The organism is Burkholderia sp. USMB20 (assembly GCF_000949135.2).
GTDB lineage: Bacteria > Pseudomonadota > Gammaproteobacteria > Burkholderiales > Burkholderiaceae > Burkholderia.
In genome coordinates this window covers 19,177-33,039 of the sequence record NZ_JTAN02000017.1, presented here as the reverse complement: position 1 = coordinate 33,039, position 13,863 = coordinate 19,177, and the positions used below count along the sequence as shown (strand labels likewise).

General features: G+C 69.1%; 13 protein-coding genes. 10 read left to right on the top strand and 3 right to left on the bottom strand.

Annotation, left to right across the window (positions count from 1 at the left end):
- Positions 1-5 precede the first annotated feature (5 nt).
- From PL79_RS20385 to PL79_RS20365, 5 genes are all read left to right on the top strand, one after another.
- Complete coding sequence (locus PL79_RS20385) at positions 6-1,085, top strand: ABC transporter ATP-binding protein (RefSeq protein WP_044843530.1); 1,080 nt, start codon at positions 6-8, stop codon at positions 1,083-1,085.
- Between the two features lie 145 nt (positions 1,086-1,230).
- Complete coding sequence (locus PL79_RS20380; RefSeq protein ID WP_044843529.1) at positions 1,231-2,103, top strand: ABC transporter permease; 873 nt, start codon at positions 1,231-1,233, stop codon at positions 2,101-2,103.
- Positions 2,103-3,026 carry an ABC transporter permease gene (locus PL79_RS20375; RefSeq protein WP_044843528.1) on the top strand — a complete coding sequence of 308 codons (924 nt, stop codon included), beginning with the start codon at positions 2,103-2,105 and terminating at the stop codon, positions 3,024-3,026. The genes PL79_RS20380 and PL79_RS20375 overlap by 1 nt, the downstream gene beginning before the upstream one ends.
- 228 nt (positions 3,027-3,254) lie before the next feature.
- Positions 3,255-3,692, top strand: coding sequence for a hypothetical protein (locus PL79_RS20370; protein ID WP_044843527.1), 438 nt, complete (start codon positions 3,255-3,257; stop codon positions 3,690-3,692).
- 288 nt (positions 3,693-3,980) lie between these two features.
- Positions 3,981-4,193, top strand: a complete 213-nt coding sequence (locus PL79_RS20365) for a hypothetical protein (RefSeq protein ID WP_044843526.1) — start codon at positions 3,981-3,983, stop codon at positions 4,191-4,193.
- Positions 4,194-4,522: 329 nt separating this feature from the next.
- On the opposite strand, the gene PL79_RS20360 is transcribed toward PL79_RS20365, so the two are convergent.
- The gene (locus PL79_RS20360; protein WP_044843525.1) at positions 4,523-5,488 is read right to left on the bottom strand and encodes a D-2-hydroxyacid dehydrogenase; all 966 of its coding nucleotides are present in this window, start codon (positions 5,486-5,488) and stop codon (positions 4,523-4,525) included.
- Positions 5,489-5,882: 394 nt separating this feature from the next.
- On the opposite strand from PL79_RS20360, the gene PL79_RS20355 reads away from it, so the two are divergent.
- From PL79_RS20355 to PL79_RS20335, 5 genes are all read left to right on the top strand, one after another.
- Positions 5,883-7,073 (top strand): CaiB/BaiF CoA transferase family protein, encoded by a 1,191-nt coding sequence (locus PL79_RS20355; RefSeq protein WP_044843524.1) that lies wholly within the window; start codon positions 5,883-5,885, stop codon positions 7,071-7,073.
- Positions 7,074-7,102: 29 nt separating this feature from the next.
- Positions 7,103-8,068, top strand: a complete 966-nt coding sequence (locus PL79_RS20350; RefSeq protein ID WP_044843523.1) for a hydroxymethylglutaryl-CoA lyase — start codon at positions 7,103-7,105, stop codon at positions 8,066-8,068.
- Positions 8,069-8,087: 19 nt separating this feature from the next.
- Positions 8,088-8,471, top strand: coding sequence for a VOC family protein (locus tag PL79_RS20345; protein WP_044843522.1), 384 nt, complete (start codon positions 8,088-8,090; stop codon positions 8,469-8,471).
- 296 nt (positions 8,472-8,767) lie between these two features.
- The gene (locus PL79_RS20340) at positions 8,768-9,595 is read left to right on the top strand and encodes an alpha/beta hydrolase (protein ID WP_044843521.1); all 828 of its coding nucleotides are present in this window, start codon (positions 8,768-8,770) and stop codon (positions 9,593-9,595) included.
- Positions 9,596-9,715: 120 nt separating this feature from the next.
- Positions 9,716-10,609, top strand: coding sequence for a LysR family transcriptional regulator (locus PL79_RS20335; RefSeq protein ID WP_044843520.1), 894 nt, complete (start codon positions 9,716-9,718; stop codon positions 10,607-10,609).
- Positions 10,610-10,698: 89 nt separating this feature from the next.
- Here PL79_RS20335 and PL79_RS20330 read toward each other — a convergent pair whose 3' ends face one another.
- Both PL79_RS20330 and PL79_RS20325 read right to left on the bottom strand, forming a co-directional pair.
- A complete protein-coding gene (locus PL79_RS20330) occupies positions 10,699-12,156 on the bottom strand; it encodes an MFS transporter (RefSeq protein WP_044843519.1) in 1,458 nt (485 codons plus the stop codon).
- Between the two features lie 486 nt (positions 12,157-12,642).
- Positions 12,643-13,812, bottom strand: a complete 1,170-nt coding sequence (locus tag PL79_RS20325; protein WP_044843623.1) for a hypothetical protein — start codon at positions 13,810-13,812, stop codon at positions 12,643-12,645.
- Positions 13,813-13,863 lie beyond the last annotated feature (51 nt).

The following is a 13,863-nucleotide window of genomic DNA, read 5'->3' as shown; positions in this document are numbered from 1 at the left end:
GCGAAATGAAGCACAGTTTCGAACGGTTGCGGCTCGACGGCGTGTGCCGCAGCTTCACCAATGCGGAGGGCGCGCAGGTCGCCGCACTGAACGGGCTCGATCTCGACATCCGGCGCGGCGAGTTCGTCGCGCTGCTCGGCCCGTCGGGCTGCGGCAAGTCGACCGCGCTGAACTGCATCGCCGGGCTGCAGCCGCTCACGAGCGGCGGCATCTGGCTCGACGACACGCGCATCGACGTGCTGCCGCCCGAGCGCCGCGGCTTCGGCATGGTGTTCCAGAACTACGCGCTGTTTCCGCACATGTCGGTGCTCGAGAACGTCGGCTTCGGGCTGAAGATGCGCGGCGTGCCGAAGCAGGAAACGCGGCGGCGCGCGCAGCAGGCGCTCGAACTCGTGCAACTCGTCGGCCACGAGGGCAAGCTGCCCGGGCAGCTGTCGGGCGGGCAGCAGCAGCGCGTCGCGATCGCGCGCGCGATCGTCATCGAGCCGCCGCTGGTGCTGATGGACGAGCCGCTGTCGAACCTCGACACGAAGCTGCGCATCGAGATGCGCGCCGAGATCCGCCGCATCCACACGCAACTCGAACGCGCGACGATCTACGTGACGCACGACCAGGACGAGGCGCTGTCGATGGCCGACCGGATCGTCGTGATGAAGGAGGGCGTCGTGCAGCAGGTCGCGTCGCCGAAGGACGTGTACACGCGCCCGCACAACCTGCACGTCGCGCGCTTCATGGGCTATCGCAACGTGCTGCCGTTCACGCTCGAAGGCATGGCCGGCGATTACGTGAACGTCGCCGCCGCGGGTGTGCGCATCACCGGCGTGCCGATGGCGGGCTTCGACGGCAAGGACGCCATGGTCGCGCTGCGCCCGGACGACATCGAGCGCGCGCAAGCAGGGGCCGACAACGCCTTCGACGCGACCGTCGAAACGGTCGAATACGGCGGCCGCGACTCGCTCATTCGCGCGATCACGCCGTTCGGCCCGATCTGGGCGCGCGTCGCCGGCGAATTCGCGGAGGGCGAACGGCTGCGGCTGCGCGTGAGCCCGGCGCGCACGCTCGTCTATGCGGGAGACGCGCGATGAACGGCCGCGGCGCCGCGTGCGCGGCAGCGCGCGCCCGGGCGGCCAGCATGAAAACCATCCCCGATCGCCGCCGGACGCACATTCTTGCTCAACGGAATGCTTCTGTCGGGCACTGTCGAAACAGCACTTGCAAGGGCGGGGCCGCATGAGCACGCTCGCGACCGGCGGCGCGCCGCGCGACGCGAAGGCGTGGCTCGTCACGCCCGCGCTCGCGTTCATCGTCGCGCTGTTCATCTATCCGTTCGCGTACGGCCTCGTGCTGTCGTTCCAGCCGACGAACGGCGGCGGCGTGCTCGCGAACTACGTGCAGTTCTTCACCGACACCGCGATGTGGCCGACCGTGCTCGTCACGCTGAAGCTCGCGGTGCCGGCGACGCTGATCAACGTCGGCATCGCGGTGCCCGTCGCGTTCGCGCTGCGCCGCAACTCGCCGTACCAGAAGTTCGTCACGACGCTGCTCGTGATTCCCGTCACGCTCGGCACGGTGCTCGTCGCCGACGGGATGCTCACGTACTTCGGCCCGAACGGCTGGTTCCCGCAGGCGCTGCAAGGGCTGCACCTGTACACCGACGAGGTACGCCTCACGCACAACTACTGGGGCGTGCTGCTGTCGCTGATCGTGTCGGGCTTTCCGTTCGCGTTCCTGCTGATGCTGTCGTACATCAGCGGCATCGACCCGACGCTCGCGCGCGCCGCGGCCACGCTCGGCGCGAACCCGTGGCAGCAGTTCCGGCGGATCTACCTGCCGCTGCTCGTGCCGGGGCTCACGATGGCCGCGTGCCTGTCGTTCGTGCAGGCGTTCTCGGTGTTCCCGTCGGCCGTGCTGCTCGGCGCGCCGGCCGGCCCGACGCGGGTGATCTCGATCGCGGCCGCCGAAGCCGCGTTCGAGAGCTACGACTATTCGCTCGCGTCGGCGATCGCGATCGTGATGGGCTTCGTGCAGCTGCTGGTGGTCGCGTCGATGCTCGGCGCGCGCCGCTTCTTCTATACCGGTCCGGTCACGGGAGGCAAGGGCTGATGGCGACCGACAATCATGCCGCGCCGGCGTGGCCGCCGAAGCACAGCCCGCCCGGCACGCAGCCCGTCAACGCGATGAAGCCGCGCAAACTGCGCGGCAGCCTCGCCGGTCGCGCGTGGAAGGCGCTCGTGTGGGGGCTGATGGCGTTCTTCCTGCTGAACGTGATGCTGCTGATCGCGACCGTCGCGGTGAACTCGGTCGCGACGCGCTGGTTCGGCACGCCGCTGCCGCAGGGCTTCACGCTGCACTGGTATGCCAAGGCGTGGGAAGACTTCCAGCTCGCGAGCGTGCTGTGGGTGACGCTCGAAGTGGTCGGCGCGGTGGTGCTGCTGTCGGTCGCGCTCGGCGTGCCGGCCGCCTATGCGCTCGCGCGCGTGCAATTCCGCGGCAAGCGCTTCGCGCTGCTGGTGTTCCTGCTGCCGCTGATGGTGCCGCCCGTCACGTACGGGATCCCGATGGCGACCGTGATGTACAAGGTCGGGCTCGCGGGCACGCTGCCGGGCGTGATCCTCGCGAACCTCGTGCCGGCATTGCCGTTCGTGATCCTCGTGATGACGCCGTTCATCGAGCAGATCGATCCGAACCTCGAAGCCGCCGCGCGCATCTTCGGCGCGAACACGTGGCGCTATTTCCGCTACGTGCTGCTGCCGCTGCTGGTGCCCGGCATGCTCGCGGCAGGGTTGCTCGTGCTGGTGCGCACGATCGGGATGTTCGAGCTGACCTTCTTCACCGCGGGCCCGAGCACGCAGACGCTCGTCGTCGCGCTGTATTACGCGGTGTTCTCGACCGGCGTGCGCGCGCCGCAGTCGATCGACGCGATGGCGATGATCTATATGGCCATCACGCTCGTGTGGGTCGTGATCGCGCTGCAGTTCGTGAGCCCGACGCAGCTCGTGAGCCGCGTGAAGCAGGAGCGGCAGTAGGCGTCCACGTGTGGCGGCGTGCGTTAACGCGGCTCAACGCGAAGGACAGCGGCGGCGCAGCGATGCAGGCGGTCCGCCGATGCTTGCGCGCGCCATCCGTGCAATTGGTTACAAATGGATACCGCGAACCGTGCACGGACGTTGCAGACTACGCAGCGTACCGGCCCGGCGATTCGTTCGCTCGCATCGCCGCATGCCGCCCGACGTTCACCCGATTCGCGGAGTTCCATGAAGTTTCCCACGCTGCTCACGCTCGGCTGTGCCGCCACGCTGCTTGCCGCCTGCAACCTGCTCCATGACGGCCCCGGATCGAGCGACGTCGATGCCGCGGTGCGCCGCGCGCTCGAAGCGGAAAACCACGGCGGCCTGAACGCGCTGTTCGGCCAGCCGCTGCCCGTGTCGGCCGACGTGATCTCCGCGAAACCCGACGGCGACTGCAGGAAGGTCGGCGAACGGACCTACACGTGCGACGTCGTGGTCACGTGGCGCAACCACGATTACGCGCCGTCGCGCGCGAACCTGACCTTCGTCGAGGCCGCCGACGGTTCGTGGCAGACCTCGGGCGTCGATGCGGCCATCGCGACCGGCGCCGCCAAATCGCTGATCGACAGAATCGGCAAGGCGTGGCCGGGCAACGCGGCGAGCGGTGCGTCGGCGCCGCAGTGACGCGGCCGGCGACGGGCTTCGTCGCGCTTTCTTCAGAGGACGCCCCCGGCGAGCGGAGCCGTACCGTTTTCCACAGGACCGCTGGCGGACTGCGCGAACGGTCCGGCGGGCGCCGCGACCGTGGCGGCGCCCCATCTTGTTCGACCCGCGCTCGAGCCCCGATTAGCGGCGAAAAAAGGGCACAACCGCGACCGGGTACCGGTCGAACCCATCCTCGGTATGCGGATCGGAATATAGGGAAAACCCTTAATTCGAGCTATAATCACGGCCTAGAAGAAAGGTCGAACCATGCCCGAACGTCTCCAATCCCTTGAAAAATTTGTGTTTTCCCTGGTCGTGATGTCCGCGGTCTTCTGCTCCGCGTTCCTCGCGTACGAGCGTCACCCCGAGATCAAGATCGCGCTGCACGAAGGCGAAGCGCTGATGCGCGAAAGCGCCAAGTATTCGGTCATCTGCTCGCCGTCCAAGGTCGATCCTTGCGTCGAGATGTCCGCTTACTGATCGATCTTCGCGTCGAGGCTCGCGCGCCGGTCGGCGTGCGGCAGTGAACGGCGTCTTGAGCACCGTTTCATCAGTTTTGGACTCGTCCTACAGATTTGGCGGCCAGAATTCCTTGAAGTAGCGCCCATCAGGAATTCGGAAACCGGCCGCAAGGCAGGGCGGATGCACGAACCCGTAACGTGCCGAGTCGCTGGCGTAAGCAGCCCCCATTCCGTCGGCCCCGCTTCGAGCAATCGAGCGGGGCCGCTCCATTTGCGCGGGCCATCTGCGCGCCCCATTTACACGGCCCTGACTGCACGGTCCGCAGGTTCGGTCCGCAGCGACCGGCGTCACACCACGTGCCTAGGTTCGCCGCGCGCAAACGCGGCAACGTTGTCGACGAGCTGATCGGCCAGTGCCCGCATCGCCTCGTCGCTCGCCCACGCGACATGCGGCGTCAGGATGAACGCCGGATGCGACAGGATCGCGTGGAACGGATGCGCGGCCGGCAGCGGCTCCTGCGTGACCACGTCGAAGCCGGCGCCCGAAATCTGCCCCGCCTGCAGCGCGTCGACGAGTGCACCTTCATCCACGAGCCCGCCGCGCGCGGTGTTGATCAGCAGCGGCCGGCGCGCCATCCGCGCGAACGCGGCCGCGTCGATCAGGCCGCGGGTCGCCGGCGTGAGCGGGCAGTGCAGCGTGATCACGTCGCTGTCGCGCAGCAGCGTGTCGAGCGGCACATGCCCGGCGCCCCGCGCAGCGCCGTGCGCGGCGAACAGCACGCGCATGTCGAGCGCGCGGGCGATGCCGGCCACCACACGGCCGAGCACGCCGTCGCCGACGATCCCGAGCGTCGCGCCGGCCAGGTCGCGGATCGGATGATCGAAGAAGCAGAACTGTCCGCTGTCGAGCCAGCGCCCCGCGCGCACCGCGTCGCGATACGCGACGAGGCTGCGCCGCAGCGCGAAGATCAGCGCGAACGTGTGCTCGGGCACCGTGTGCACCGCATACCCGCGAATGTTGCTGACGACGATGCCGCGCGCGGCGCACGCATCGAGATCGACGATGTCGGTACCCGTCGCGGCGATCGCGATCATTTTCAGGTGCGGCGCACGGTCGAGCGCCGTCGCGTCGAGCCGGACCTTGTTGGTGACGACGATGTCCGCGTCGCCGATACGCGCGGCCACTTCGTCCGTTGTCGTCCGTTCGAAGGTCCGCAGCGCGTGCGGAAACGGAAACGGCTTCAGCACGGTCTGCGGCGACAGCGTCGCGCGGTCGAGAAACACGATCTGCGCGGGAGAGGAACGGGAAAACATGGCGGGCCTCGCTGACGGGCGCCCGGCGGGCGCGCAACGGCAACGATTCTGCCAACGGCGCATGCGATCGGGCTTGCGCATTGCGCGAGCGCACTTTCCCGCGCGGAAAACGTCGGTGCCATCCGTGCACGGCCGGCCCGACGACTTCCCGGTTCACTGTTCCGTCGCACGAGCCGCTGTGGCAGCGCCCCGTCGTGCTGCAGGCGATGGCGCACGCGTGCGCCGCCGGGACGATGCTTGCGCGGCGCTCGCCGAAGCCGCCGTGCTGGCCCGCGAAATGAGCCACGCGCCCCTTTCCGTTCAGGAAAGGCTGGTTGAGCATCGATCGATTTTCGCCGGATGCGAACGCCGTCATGATCGCCGTCATCGACAACACGATTTTCAGGAGACAGTCATGACGCGCCCCCTGGACGGTATCCGCGTGCTGGAACTCGGCCAACTGATCGCCGGGCCGTTCGCGGGCCGGATGCTCGCCGAATTCGGCGCGGACGTGATCAAGGTGGAGCCGCCCGGCGTCGGCGACCCGCTGCGCAAATGGCGGCTGCTGCACGACGGCACGTCGGTCTGGTGGGCCGCGCAGTCGCGCAACAAGCGCTCGCTCGCGCTCGACCTGCGCACGCCCGAAGGGCAGGACGTCGTGCGCCGCCTCGTCGCCGGGACCGACGTGCTGATCGAGAACTTCCGGCCCGGCACGCTGGAAGGCTGGGGGCTCGACTGGGAGACGCTGTCCGCGATCAACCCGCGGCTCGTGATGCTGCGCGTATCGGGCTTCGGCCAGACCGGCCCGTATCGCGACCGGCCCGGCTTCGGCGTGATCGCCGAAGCGATGGGCGGCCTGCGCCACCTGACCGGCGAGCCCGGCCGCACGCCGGTGCGCGTCGGCGTGTCGCTCGGCGATTCGCTGTCGGCGCTGCACGGCGTGATCGGCATCCTGCTCGCGCTGCGCCATCGCGAACAGCAGGGCGGCAAGGGCCAGGTCGTCGACGTTGCGCTGTACGAATCCGTCTTCAACATGATGGAAAGCCTGCTGCCCGAATACTCGGCGTTCGGCGCGGTGCGAGAGCCGGCCGGCAGCAGCCTGCCCGGCATCGCGCCGACCAACGCGTACCGCTGCCGCGACGGCAGGTACGCGCTGATCGCCGGCAACGGCGACAGCATCTTCCGGCGCCTGATGGCGCTGATCGGGCGCCCCGATCTCGGCGACGATCCCGCGCTCGCGCACAACGACGGGCGCGTCGCGCAGGTCGCGCGCATCGACGCGGCGATCGGCGAATGGAGCGCGCGGCTCGATCTCGACGACGTGCTCGCCGCGCTGCACGACGCACGCATCCCGTCCGGGCGCATCTACGACGTCGCGGACATCGCGGCCGATCCGCATTACCGCGCACGCGACATGATCGTCGACGCCGCGCTGCCCGACGGCACGCCCGTGCTCGTGCCGGGCATCGTGCCGAAACTCGGCGCGACGCCCGGATGCATCGAGCGTCCGGCGCCCGCGCTCGGCGCCGATACCGACGCGGTACTCGAATCGATCGGCATCGATGCCGCGACGCGCGACGACTGGCGCACGCGCGGCGTGATCTGAAGCGACCAACCCGCCACCGGGACGACGACATGAACCAGCCCCATCCCCAACGACTTTATATTCAAGAAGTCGCGACACGCGACGGTTTCCAGAATGAAGCGGCGTTCGTCGACACCGACGACAAGATCGCGCTCGTCGACGCGTTGAGCGCGTGCGGCTACGCGAAGATCGAGGTCACGTCGTTCACGTCGCCGAAGGCGATCCCCGCGCTGCGCGACGCGGAAGCCGTGATGCACGGCATCGTGCGCGCGCCGGGCGTCGTCTATACGGTGCTCGTGCCGAACGTGCGCGGCGCTGAACGCGCGCTGTCGTGCGGCGTCAACGAGGTGAACCTCGTGATGTCGACGAGCGAGAGCCACAACCGCACGAACCTGCGGATGACACGCGAGCAGTCGTTCGCGCAACTGCGCGACGTGATCGACACGGTGCGCGGCACCGGCGTCGCGCTCAACGTGTCGCTGTCGACCGCGATGGGCTGCCCGATGGAAGGCGACGTGCGCGCGGAAACCGTGCTCGCGTGGATGCAGCGCTTCGCGGATCTCGGCGTGCACGGCTTCACGCTGTGCGACACGACCGGCATGGCGTATCCGTCCCAGGTGCGCGACCTGGCCGAACGCGCGCGCGAACGCTTCGGTGCGCTGCAGCTCACGCTGCACTTTCACAACACGCGCGGGATGGCGCTCGCGAACACGCTCGCCGCGCTCGACGCCGGCATCGACCGCTTCGACGCGTCGCTCGGCGGCCTCGGCGGCTGTCCGTACGCGCCGGGCGCGACCGGCAACGCATGCACCGAGGAGCTCGTGCACATGCTCGCGCTCGACGGCTACGATACGGGCGTCGACTTGGCGGGCGTACTCGCCGCGGCCGCGCGGTTGCCCGCGCTGATCGGGCATGACGTGCCGAGCCAGATCCTGAAGGCCGGGCGCCGCTCGGACCTGCATCCGCCGCCGCGCGCCGAAGCCGGCCACATGCCGGCGCAGCGGGCTTTCTCGTAACCGAACCGGAGCGAATCACATGGCACTGATTGACCACCTCGACCACCTCGTGCTGACTTGCGTCGATCCGGAGCGGACGAAGCATTTCTATACCGAAGTGCTGCAGATGCAGCTCGAAACCTTCGGCGCGGGCCGGCTCGCGTTCCGCTTCGGCAACCAGAAGATCAACCTGCACGTGCGCGGCGCGGAGTTCGAGCCGAAGGCGCACGTGCCGGTGCCCGGCGCGCTCGACCTGTGCTTCATCGCGTCGGTGCCGCTCGACGACGTGATCGCGCATCTGCACCGCGTCGAATGGCCGATCGTCGAAGGGCCCGTCGAGCGCACCGGTGCGACGCAGAAGATCCGGTCGGTGTACGTGCGCGACCCGGACCTGAACCTGATCGAGATCTCCGAGCTGATCTGAGTTGCGTTGAATTGAATTGCACGGGCGCGCGCGGCGGTCATGCCGAGCTGTCGTGCGGCGTGGGCGCAGCATCGCGTCGGTTCCGCCGGTTCCCGCATGCGCCGCCGCGATGCGCCCGCCACGCAGCAATCCGCCGCCGAAAGCGGACAGGCGCGTACCGCACCCGCCGATTCCGGATAGGCGCGCCGCGTTGTACTGCGGATAATGGCGTGCATCGGCGCCGGTCCGTCCGCCGCCTTCGCAGCGGGCGCGACGCGCGTCCCGCGGATCCGCAATCCGACCCACGCACATTCCGAATGACGATCCTCTATCGCGGCATGGACCGCGCGGCGCTCGACGCCGCTTACCTGAACACGAAGGCCATTCCCGACTTCCCCGCGGTGCTCGCGTCCTGCCAGGCGCGCAGTGCCGCGCTTTACGCCGCGACGCCCGCGCAGCGCGACCTGCGTTACGGGTCGCGCCCCGCGCAGCGCTTCGACTGGCTGCGCTGCGGCCGGCCCGCCGCGCCGCTGTTCGTGTTCATTCACGGCGGCTACTGGCAGCACTGCGCGAAGGAAGATTTCGCGTACGCGGCCGCCGGGCCGCTCGCACGCGGGTTCGATGTCGTGCTCGCCGAATACACGCTCGCACCGGCTGCATCGATGACCGACATCGTCGGCGAGATCGGCGCGCTGCTCGACCATCTCGCGGCCGATCCCGATCGCATCGGCACCGGCGGCCGGCCGATCCACCTGAGCGGCCACTCGGCAGGCGGTCACCTGAGCGCCGTGTATCGCGCGCATCCGGCGGTCGTGTCGGCGCTTGCGATCAGCCCGCTCGTCGATCTCGAGCCGATCTCGCTGTGCGTGCTCGGCGAGAAGCTTCGACTCACCGCGCAGGAAATCGCCGCCTACAGCCCGCTGCGTCACGTCGGACCCGGTGCGCCGACCGTCGTCGCGGTCGGCGCGGCCGAGTTGCCGGAACTCGTGCGCCATGCACATGAATACGCGCACGCATGCGAGGCGGCCGGCGAGCCGGTTGCGCGCGCGTGGCTGCCGGGCATGCAGCACTTCACGGTACTCGACGATCTCGCGCGACCGGACAGCGCGATGCTCGCCGCACTGCAGGCGATCGCGCCGCGCTGAGCGCGCTGTCCTGCATCGTTTCGCGCGATTTCGCCGCGTGCATGGCCGGGCGTATGATCGGCATCAGGCCGGTCGGGCGCCGTTCGCGCGCGTCGCATGGCACACCCCAGGATCTTCGTCATGGTGAACCCGCTTCATTTCGATCTGCAGTCGCTGCGCGTGTTCGCGCTCGTCGCCGAGCACGGCAGCCTGACCAAGGCGGCCGAACACGGTCAGCTCACGTTGTCCGCGGTCAGCAAGCGGATCGCCGAACTCGAGAGCGTGACCGGCAGCGCGCTGTTCGTCCGGCATGCGCGCGGCGTCGAGCTGACGCCCGCGGGCCGCGCGCTGCTCGAACATGCGGCGAAGGTGATCGAGCAGGTGAACCGGATGGCGCACGAGATGAGCGATTACGTCGCCGGCGTGCGCGGCCACATTCACGTGTGGACCAATACGTCGGCGATCGTCCAGTTCCTGCCGGCCGATCTCGCCGCGTTCCTCACCGACAACCCGGGCATCAAGGTCAGTCTCGAGGAGAGGCTGAGTCACGAGATCGTCGATGCGCTCGGGTCCGGCAAGGCCGATCTCGGCGTGTTCGCGGACAACGTGCCGGCGCCCGGCATCGAACGCCGGCTGTACCGGCGCGACGAGCTCGTGCTGCTCGTGCCGCGCGGGCATCGCTTCGCCGCGCGCGACAGCATCCGCTTCGCGGAGACGCTCGATGAAGACTACGTCGGCCTGAGCGACGGCAGTTCGCTGCTCGCGCGGATGACCGACGCCGCGTTCGCGGCCGAGCGCTCGCTGAAGCTGCGCATTCAGGTATCGAATTTCGACGGCGTGAGCCGGATGATCGAGGCGGGACTCGGCATCGGCGTGCTGCCGCGCGATGCGGTGACGGGCGAGCGCGCGGCGCGGCTCGGCGTCGTGACGCTCGACGACGCGTGGGCGACGCGCACGCTGTGGGTCGGCGTGAAGGCCGGCACCGTGCTGACCACGGACATCGCGAAGCTGTTCGATTTCATGTCGGCGCGTTGAACGCGCTGAATGCGAGGAATGCGCGACCTGCGTTCAACGCGCGCCAGGCGCGACGCACGGGGCACGCATGCCCCGTGCCGCAAACCGCGTCATACCGGGTTGATGTCGTCCTGGCTGCGCCGCGTGGTCAGCGGCCCGAGCACGCGCAGCGTGACCGCGACGATGCCGAGCGCGACCGAGATCACGCCGAACATCGCTCCCGCGCCGTGTTGGGCCAGCACCGGCAGCAGCACGAACGGCAGCGCGCCGCTGACGATGCGCGACAGCGAGTAGGTGCTGCCGATCGCGGTCGAACGCACGCGCGCCGGGAAGATCTCCGCCTGATACACGTGATACGCGTTGCTGAACACGTTCGACGCGCAGGTCGTCAGGAACCCGAAACAGACGATCAGCGCCGTGTTGCCCGAATACGCGAAGCACAGCCCGAACGCGGCGATCGACAGGATCGACACGATCACGAGCGTGCGGCGCTCGATCCAGTTCAGCAGCGGAATCGACAGCAGCGAGCCGATCGGATAACCGATGAACGACAGTGCGATGAACAGCGTGCTGTCGGTGACGTCGAACCCGCGGCTCTTGACGACCGTGCTCGCGAGCGTGCCGAAGCCGTAATAGCCGAAGCCCTGGAACAGGTGGAATACCGCGAGCATCAGGTAGCGCGCGCCGTAGGGCCGGCGGCGCAGCAGCGCGATGCGCTCGCTGACGCGCAGCGGCCGCTGCGGTTCGGCCGATGCCGCGAACTGGTCGGGCACGCGCACGCCGGCGCTGTCCGCGAAGCGCCGTGCAGCGGCATGCGCCTCCGCAGTGCGGCCCTGCGCGAGCAGCCAGCGCGGGCTTTCCGGCAGACGATGCTGGACCAGCAGCACGTACACGGCGCCGAGGCTGCCGATCGCGAGGATGATGCGCCAGCCGGCCACGCCCGCGACGTGCAGCGGATTCAGCCACAGCGCGAGGAAGCCGACCAGCGGCACGGCGACGTACGAAGTCGTATAGGCCCATGCGGCAAGCCGTCCGCGCTTGTCCTTCGGCAGGATTTCGGACAGGAAGCTGTCGGCGACCGGGTAGATCGCGCCGACGCCGATGCCCGTGAGAAAGCGGCATGCGACGAGCATGTCGGCGTTCACCGAGAACGCGCCGATCAGCGAAAACGCGCTGTACCAGACGAGCGTCATCAGGAACGCCTTGCGCCGGCCGATGCGGTCGGCAAGGCTGCCGAGACACAGCGCGCCGACGAACATTCCGATGAATGCCGACGCGAGCAGCAGCTTGAAATCGGCGCTTTGCCGGCTGAGCCCGTATTCGTGCTGCAGCGCGGAGCCGATCGTGCTGACGAGGAAGATCTCGTACATGTCGAAGAACAGCCCGATGCCGATCACCCAGACGACGAACCGGTGCAGCGCACCGACCGGCAAGTCGTCCATGAATTCGCCGAGCGTGATGCCGCGGGCGGGCAGGGCCGTCGCATCGGCGCCGGCCCGGGCCGCGGACGATGCGGCGGACGCGGGGCGGCCCGCGGTGCCGCCAAGGTCGAGGGATTGGCTGTTCATCGTGTCTCCTGATTATCGATTTGCCGTGGCGCAATGCCCGGCCGTTCGCGGCTATTCGCGGCCGGCATCACGGGCCCGGTCGCGCGACGCGGCGCACGTGCCCGCAAGGCCCGCGAAAGGCCGGATGCGCGGGATGGCGCCGATCGTCCGAAACATGGTCGGCGAATTTGCGCGACGCGATAATTGCGGATGCTTCAAGCATCCTTTCCCGCGCAGAAAGGCCGGGAAACGCCCGCTGGGCGGGCGTCGGACGGAAGGCGAGCCGAGGCGGGAAGGTCAGGGCAGGGAAAACGATAGGCCGCGCTGCGCGGATTCGGCGGCCGGTGATGGTGATCGCGTACCGCGCGGTTCGGTATCCTCGGTCAATCCGCCGGCGCCGCGCGACGGAACGGCGGAGCGACGCCGCGGGCCCTTGCATTCGTCAGCGTTCATCGATCGCTGCGACGCACCGAATGTGCAGCGCCGCCGCTCGTCTGCACATCCGGCTCATGGCGACGCGCACGGATCGGACCGTTCATCCGTCGCCGCCGCACCGGCATCGGTGCCGGTCCCGACCCCGACGTCGGCCCGTTCATGCCGCACCGTCTCCGACGCAACCGCCTGCAGCTTCACCGCCAGGTCCGGCGCGATGCCGAGCTGCGCGGCTGCTGGCTCCCGCGCGCCCAGGGTGCGCACGTCGACGCCGGCGATCTGCTGGAACAGCACGAGCGCGCTGAGGTAAGCGCCCGTCACGCCCGGATGCTGATAGTCGAGCCGCGAGATCGGCGGGTCGTTGTGCGCGCGCATGCCGTACCACAGCAGCGGGGCACCCGACGGCGCATACGGATCGGGATCGGCGATGCCCGCCATCCACGCGCGCTGCCATGCGCGGCCGACCGGCGCGACGGCCACGATCGACGGATCGGTGCGGCGGGCGCGTTCGAATGCATCGCGATACGCGGCGACGAGTTCGGCGAGACGCTCGACATAGCGCGCGTGAAAGCCGGCGCTGCCCGGCTCGCCCGCCAGCGCCTTCGCGAGATCGGCGCCCGGCCAGGTTTCGTACAGATAGACGCGCGCTTGCGGTGCAGCAGCGCGAATGCCGCGCGCGATCTTCGCGACGCTCGCGCAGAAGGCGGCCGGATCGCTGGCGCGGCTATGCGTGAGCACGAACGGCAGCGGCTTCGCGCTCAACTCCTGCAGCACGACCGCGTCCCAGACAGGCCGGTCGATCACGTCCGATGCAACGCGGTCGTGTTTGGCGAGACTCGTCGCCGACATCGCTTCCAGATGGACGTCATAGTCGAGCCCGGCTTCGACGGCAAACCGCGCGAAGATGCCCGGAATCCCGCCCCACGGGCCCGGCTCGCGTTCCGCGCGGGCGCCGGTCTGCCCGAAGTTCTCGTCGATCACCCGCGCCGCGGCCGCGCCTGCGGCCTGGCGGCCGGCATGCATCGCGCCGTACGAACGCACGGGCGTGTAACGGCCGTGCGTGAGACTGTCGCCGACGAACAGGATGCGTTGCGGCGTGCGGATTGCGGGCGCCGGCAACCCGGGCGGCGACACGGCCGACGAGCCGGCCATCGCCGGCCCGGCGACCAGCCACGCGACGACGCACGCCGACGCGCAACGCATGACGACGCAACGCAACGCGGGCACGGCAGGCAAGTCGGTCATCTCGAAGTTCCGCAAGGACGCGTCGCCGAAGTATTTCACGAAGCGGCGCGA

Bases quoted from the DNA above. Each gene is read 5' to 3' on its own strand.
- PL79_RS20380 (WP_044843529.1), top strand. From the start codon at position 1,231: ATGAGCACGCTCGCGACCGGCGGCGCGCCGCGCGACGCGAAGGCGTGG.
- PL79_RS20350 (WP_044843523.1), top strand. From the start codon at position 7,103: ATGAACCAGCCCCATCCCCAACGACTTTATATTCAAGAAGTCGCGACA.
- PL79_RS20330 (WP_044843519.1), bottom strand. From the start codon at position 12,156: ATGAACAGCCAATCCCTCGACCTTGGCGGCACCGCGGGCCGCCCCGCG.
- PL79_RS20370 (WP_044843527.1), top strand. From the start codon at position 3,255: ATGAAGTTTCCCACGCTGCTCACGCTCGGCTGTGCCGCCACGCTGCTT.
- PL79_RS20340 (WP_044843521.1), top strand. From the start codon at position 8,768: ATGACGATCCTCTATCGCGGCATGGACCGCGCGGCGCTCGACGCCGCT.
- PL79_RS20385 (WP_044843530.1), top strand. From the start codon at position 6: ATGAAGCACAGTTTCGAACGGTTGCGGCTCGACGGCGTGTGCCGCAGC.
- PL79_RS20355 (WP_044843524.1), top strand. From the start codon at position 5,883: ATGACGCGCCCCCTGGACGGTATCCGCGTGCTGGAACTCGGCCAACTG.
- PL79_RS20325 (WP_044843623.1), bottom strand. From the start codon at position 13,812: ATGACCGACTTGCCTGCCGTGCCCGCGTTGCGTTGCGTCGTCATGCGT.
- PL79_RS20345 (WP_044843522.1), top strand. From the start codon at position 8,088: ATGGCACTGATTGACCACCTCGACCACCTCGTGCTGACTTGCGTCGAT.
- PL79_RS20365 (WP_044843526.1), top strand. From the start codon at position 3,981: ATGCCCGAACGTCTCCAATCCCTTGAAAAATTTGTGTTTTCCCTGGTC.
- PL79_RS20360 (WP_044843525.1), bottom strand. From the start codon at position 5,488: ATGTTTTCCCGTTCCTCTCCCGCGCAGATCGTGTTTCTCGACCGCGCG.
- PL79_RS20335 (WP_044843520.1), top strand. From the start codon at position 9,716: ATGGTGAACCCGCTTCATTTCGATCTGCAGTCGCTGCGCGTGTTCGCG.
- PL79_RS20375 (WP_044843528.1), top strand. From the start codon at position 2,103: ATGGCGACCGACAATCATGCCGCGCCGGCGTGGCCGCCGAAGCACAGC.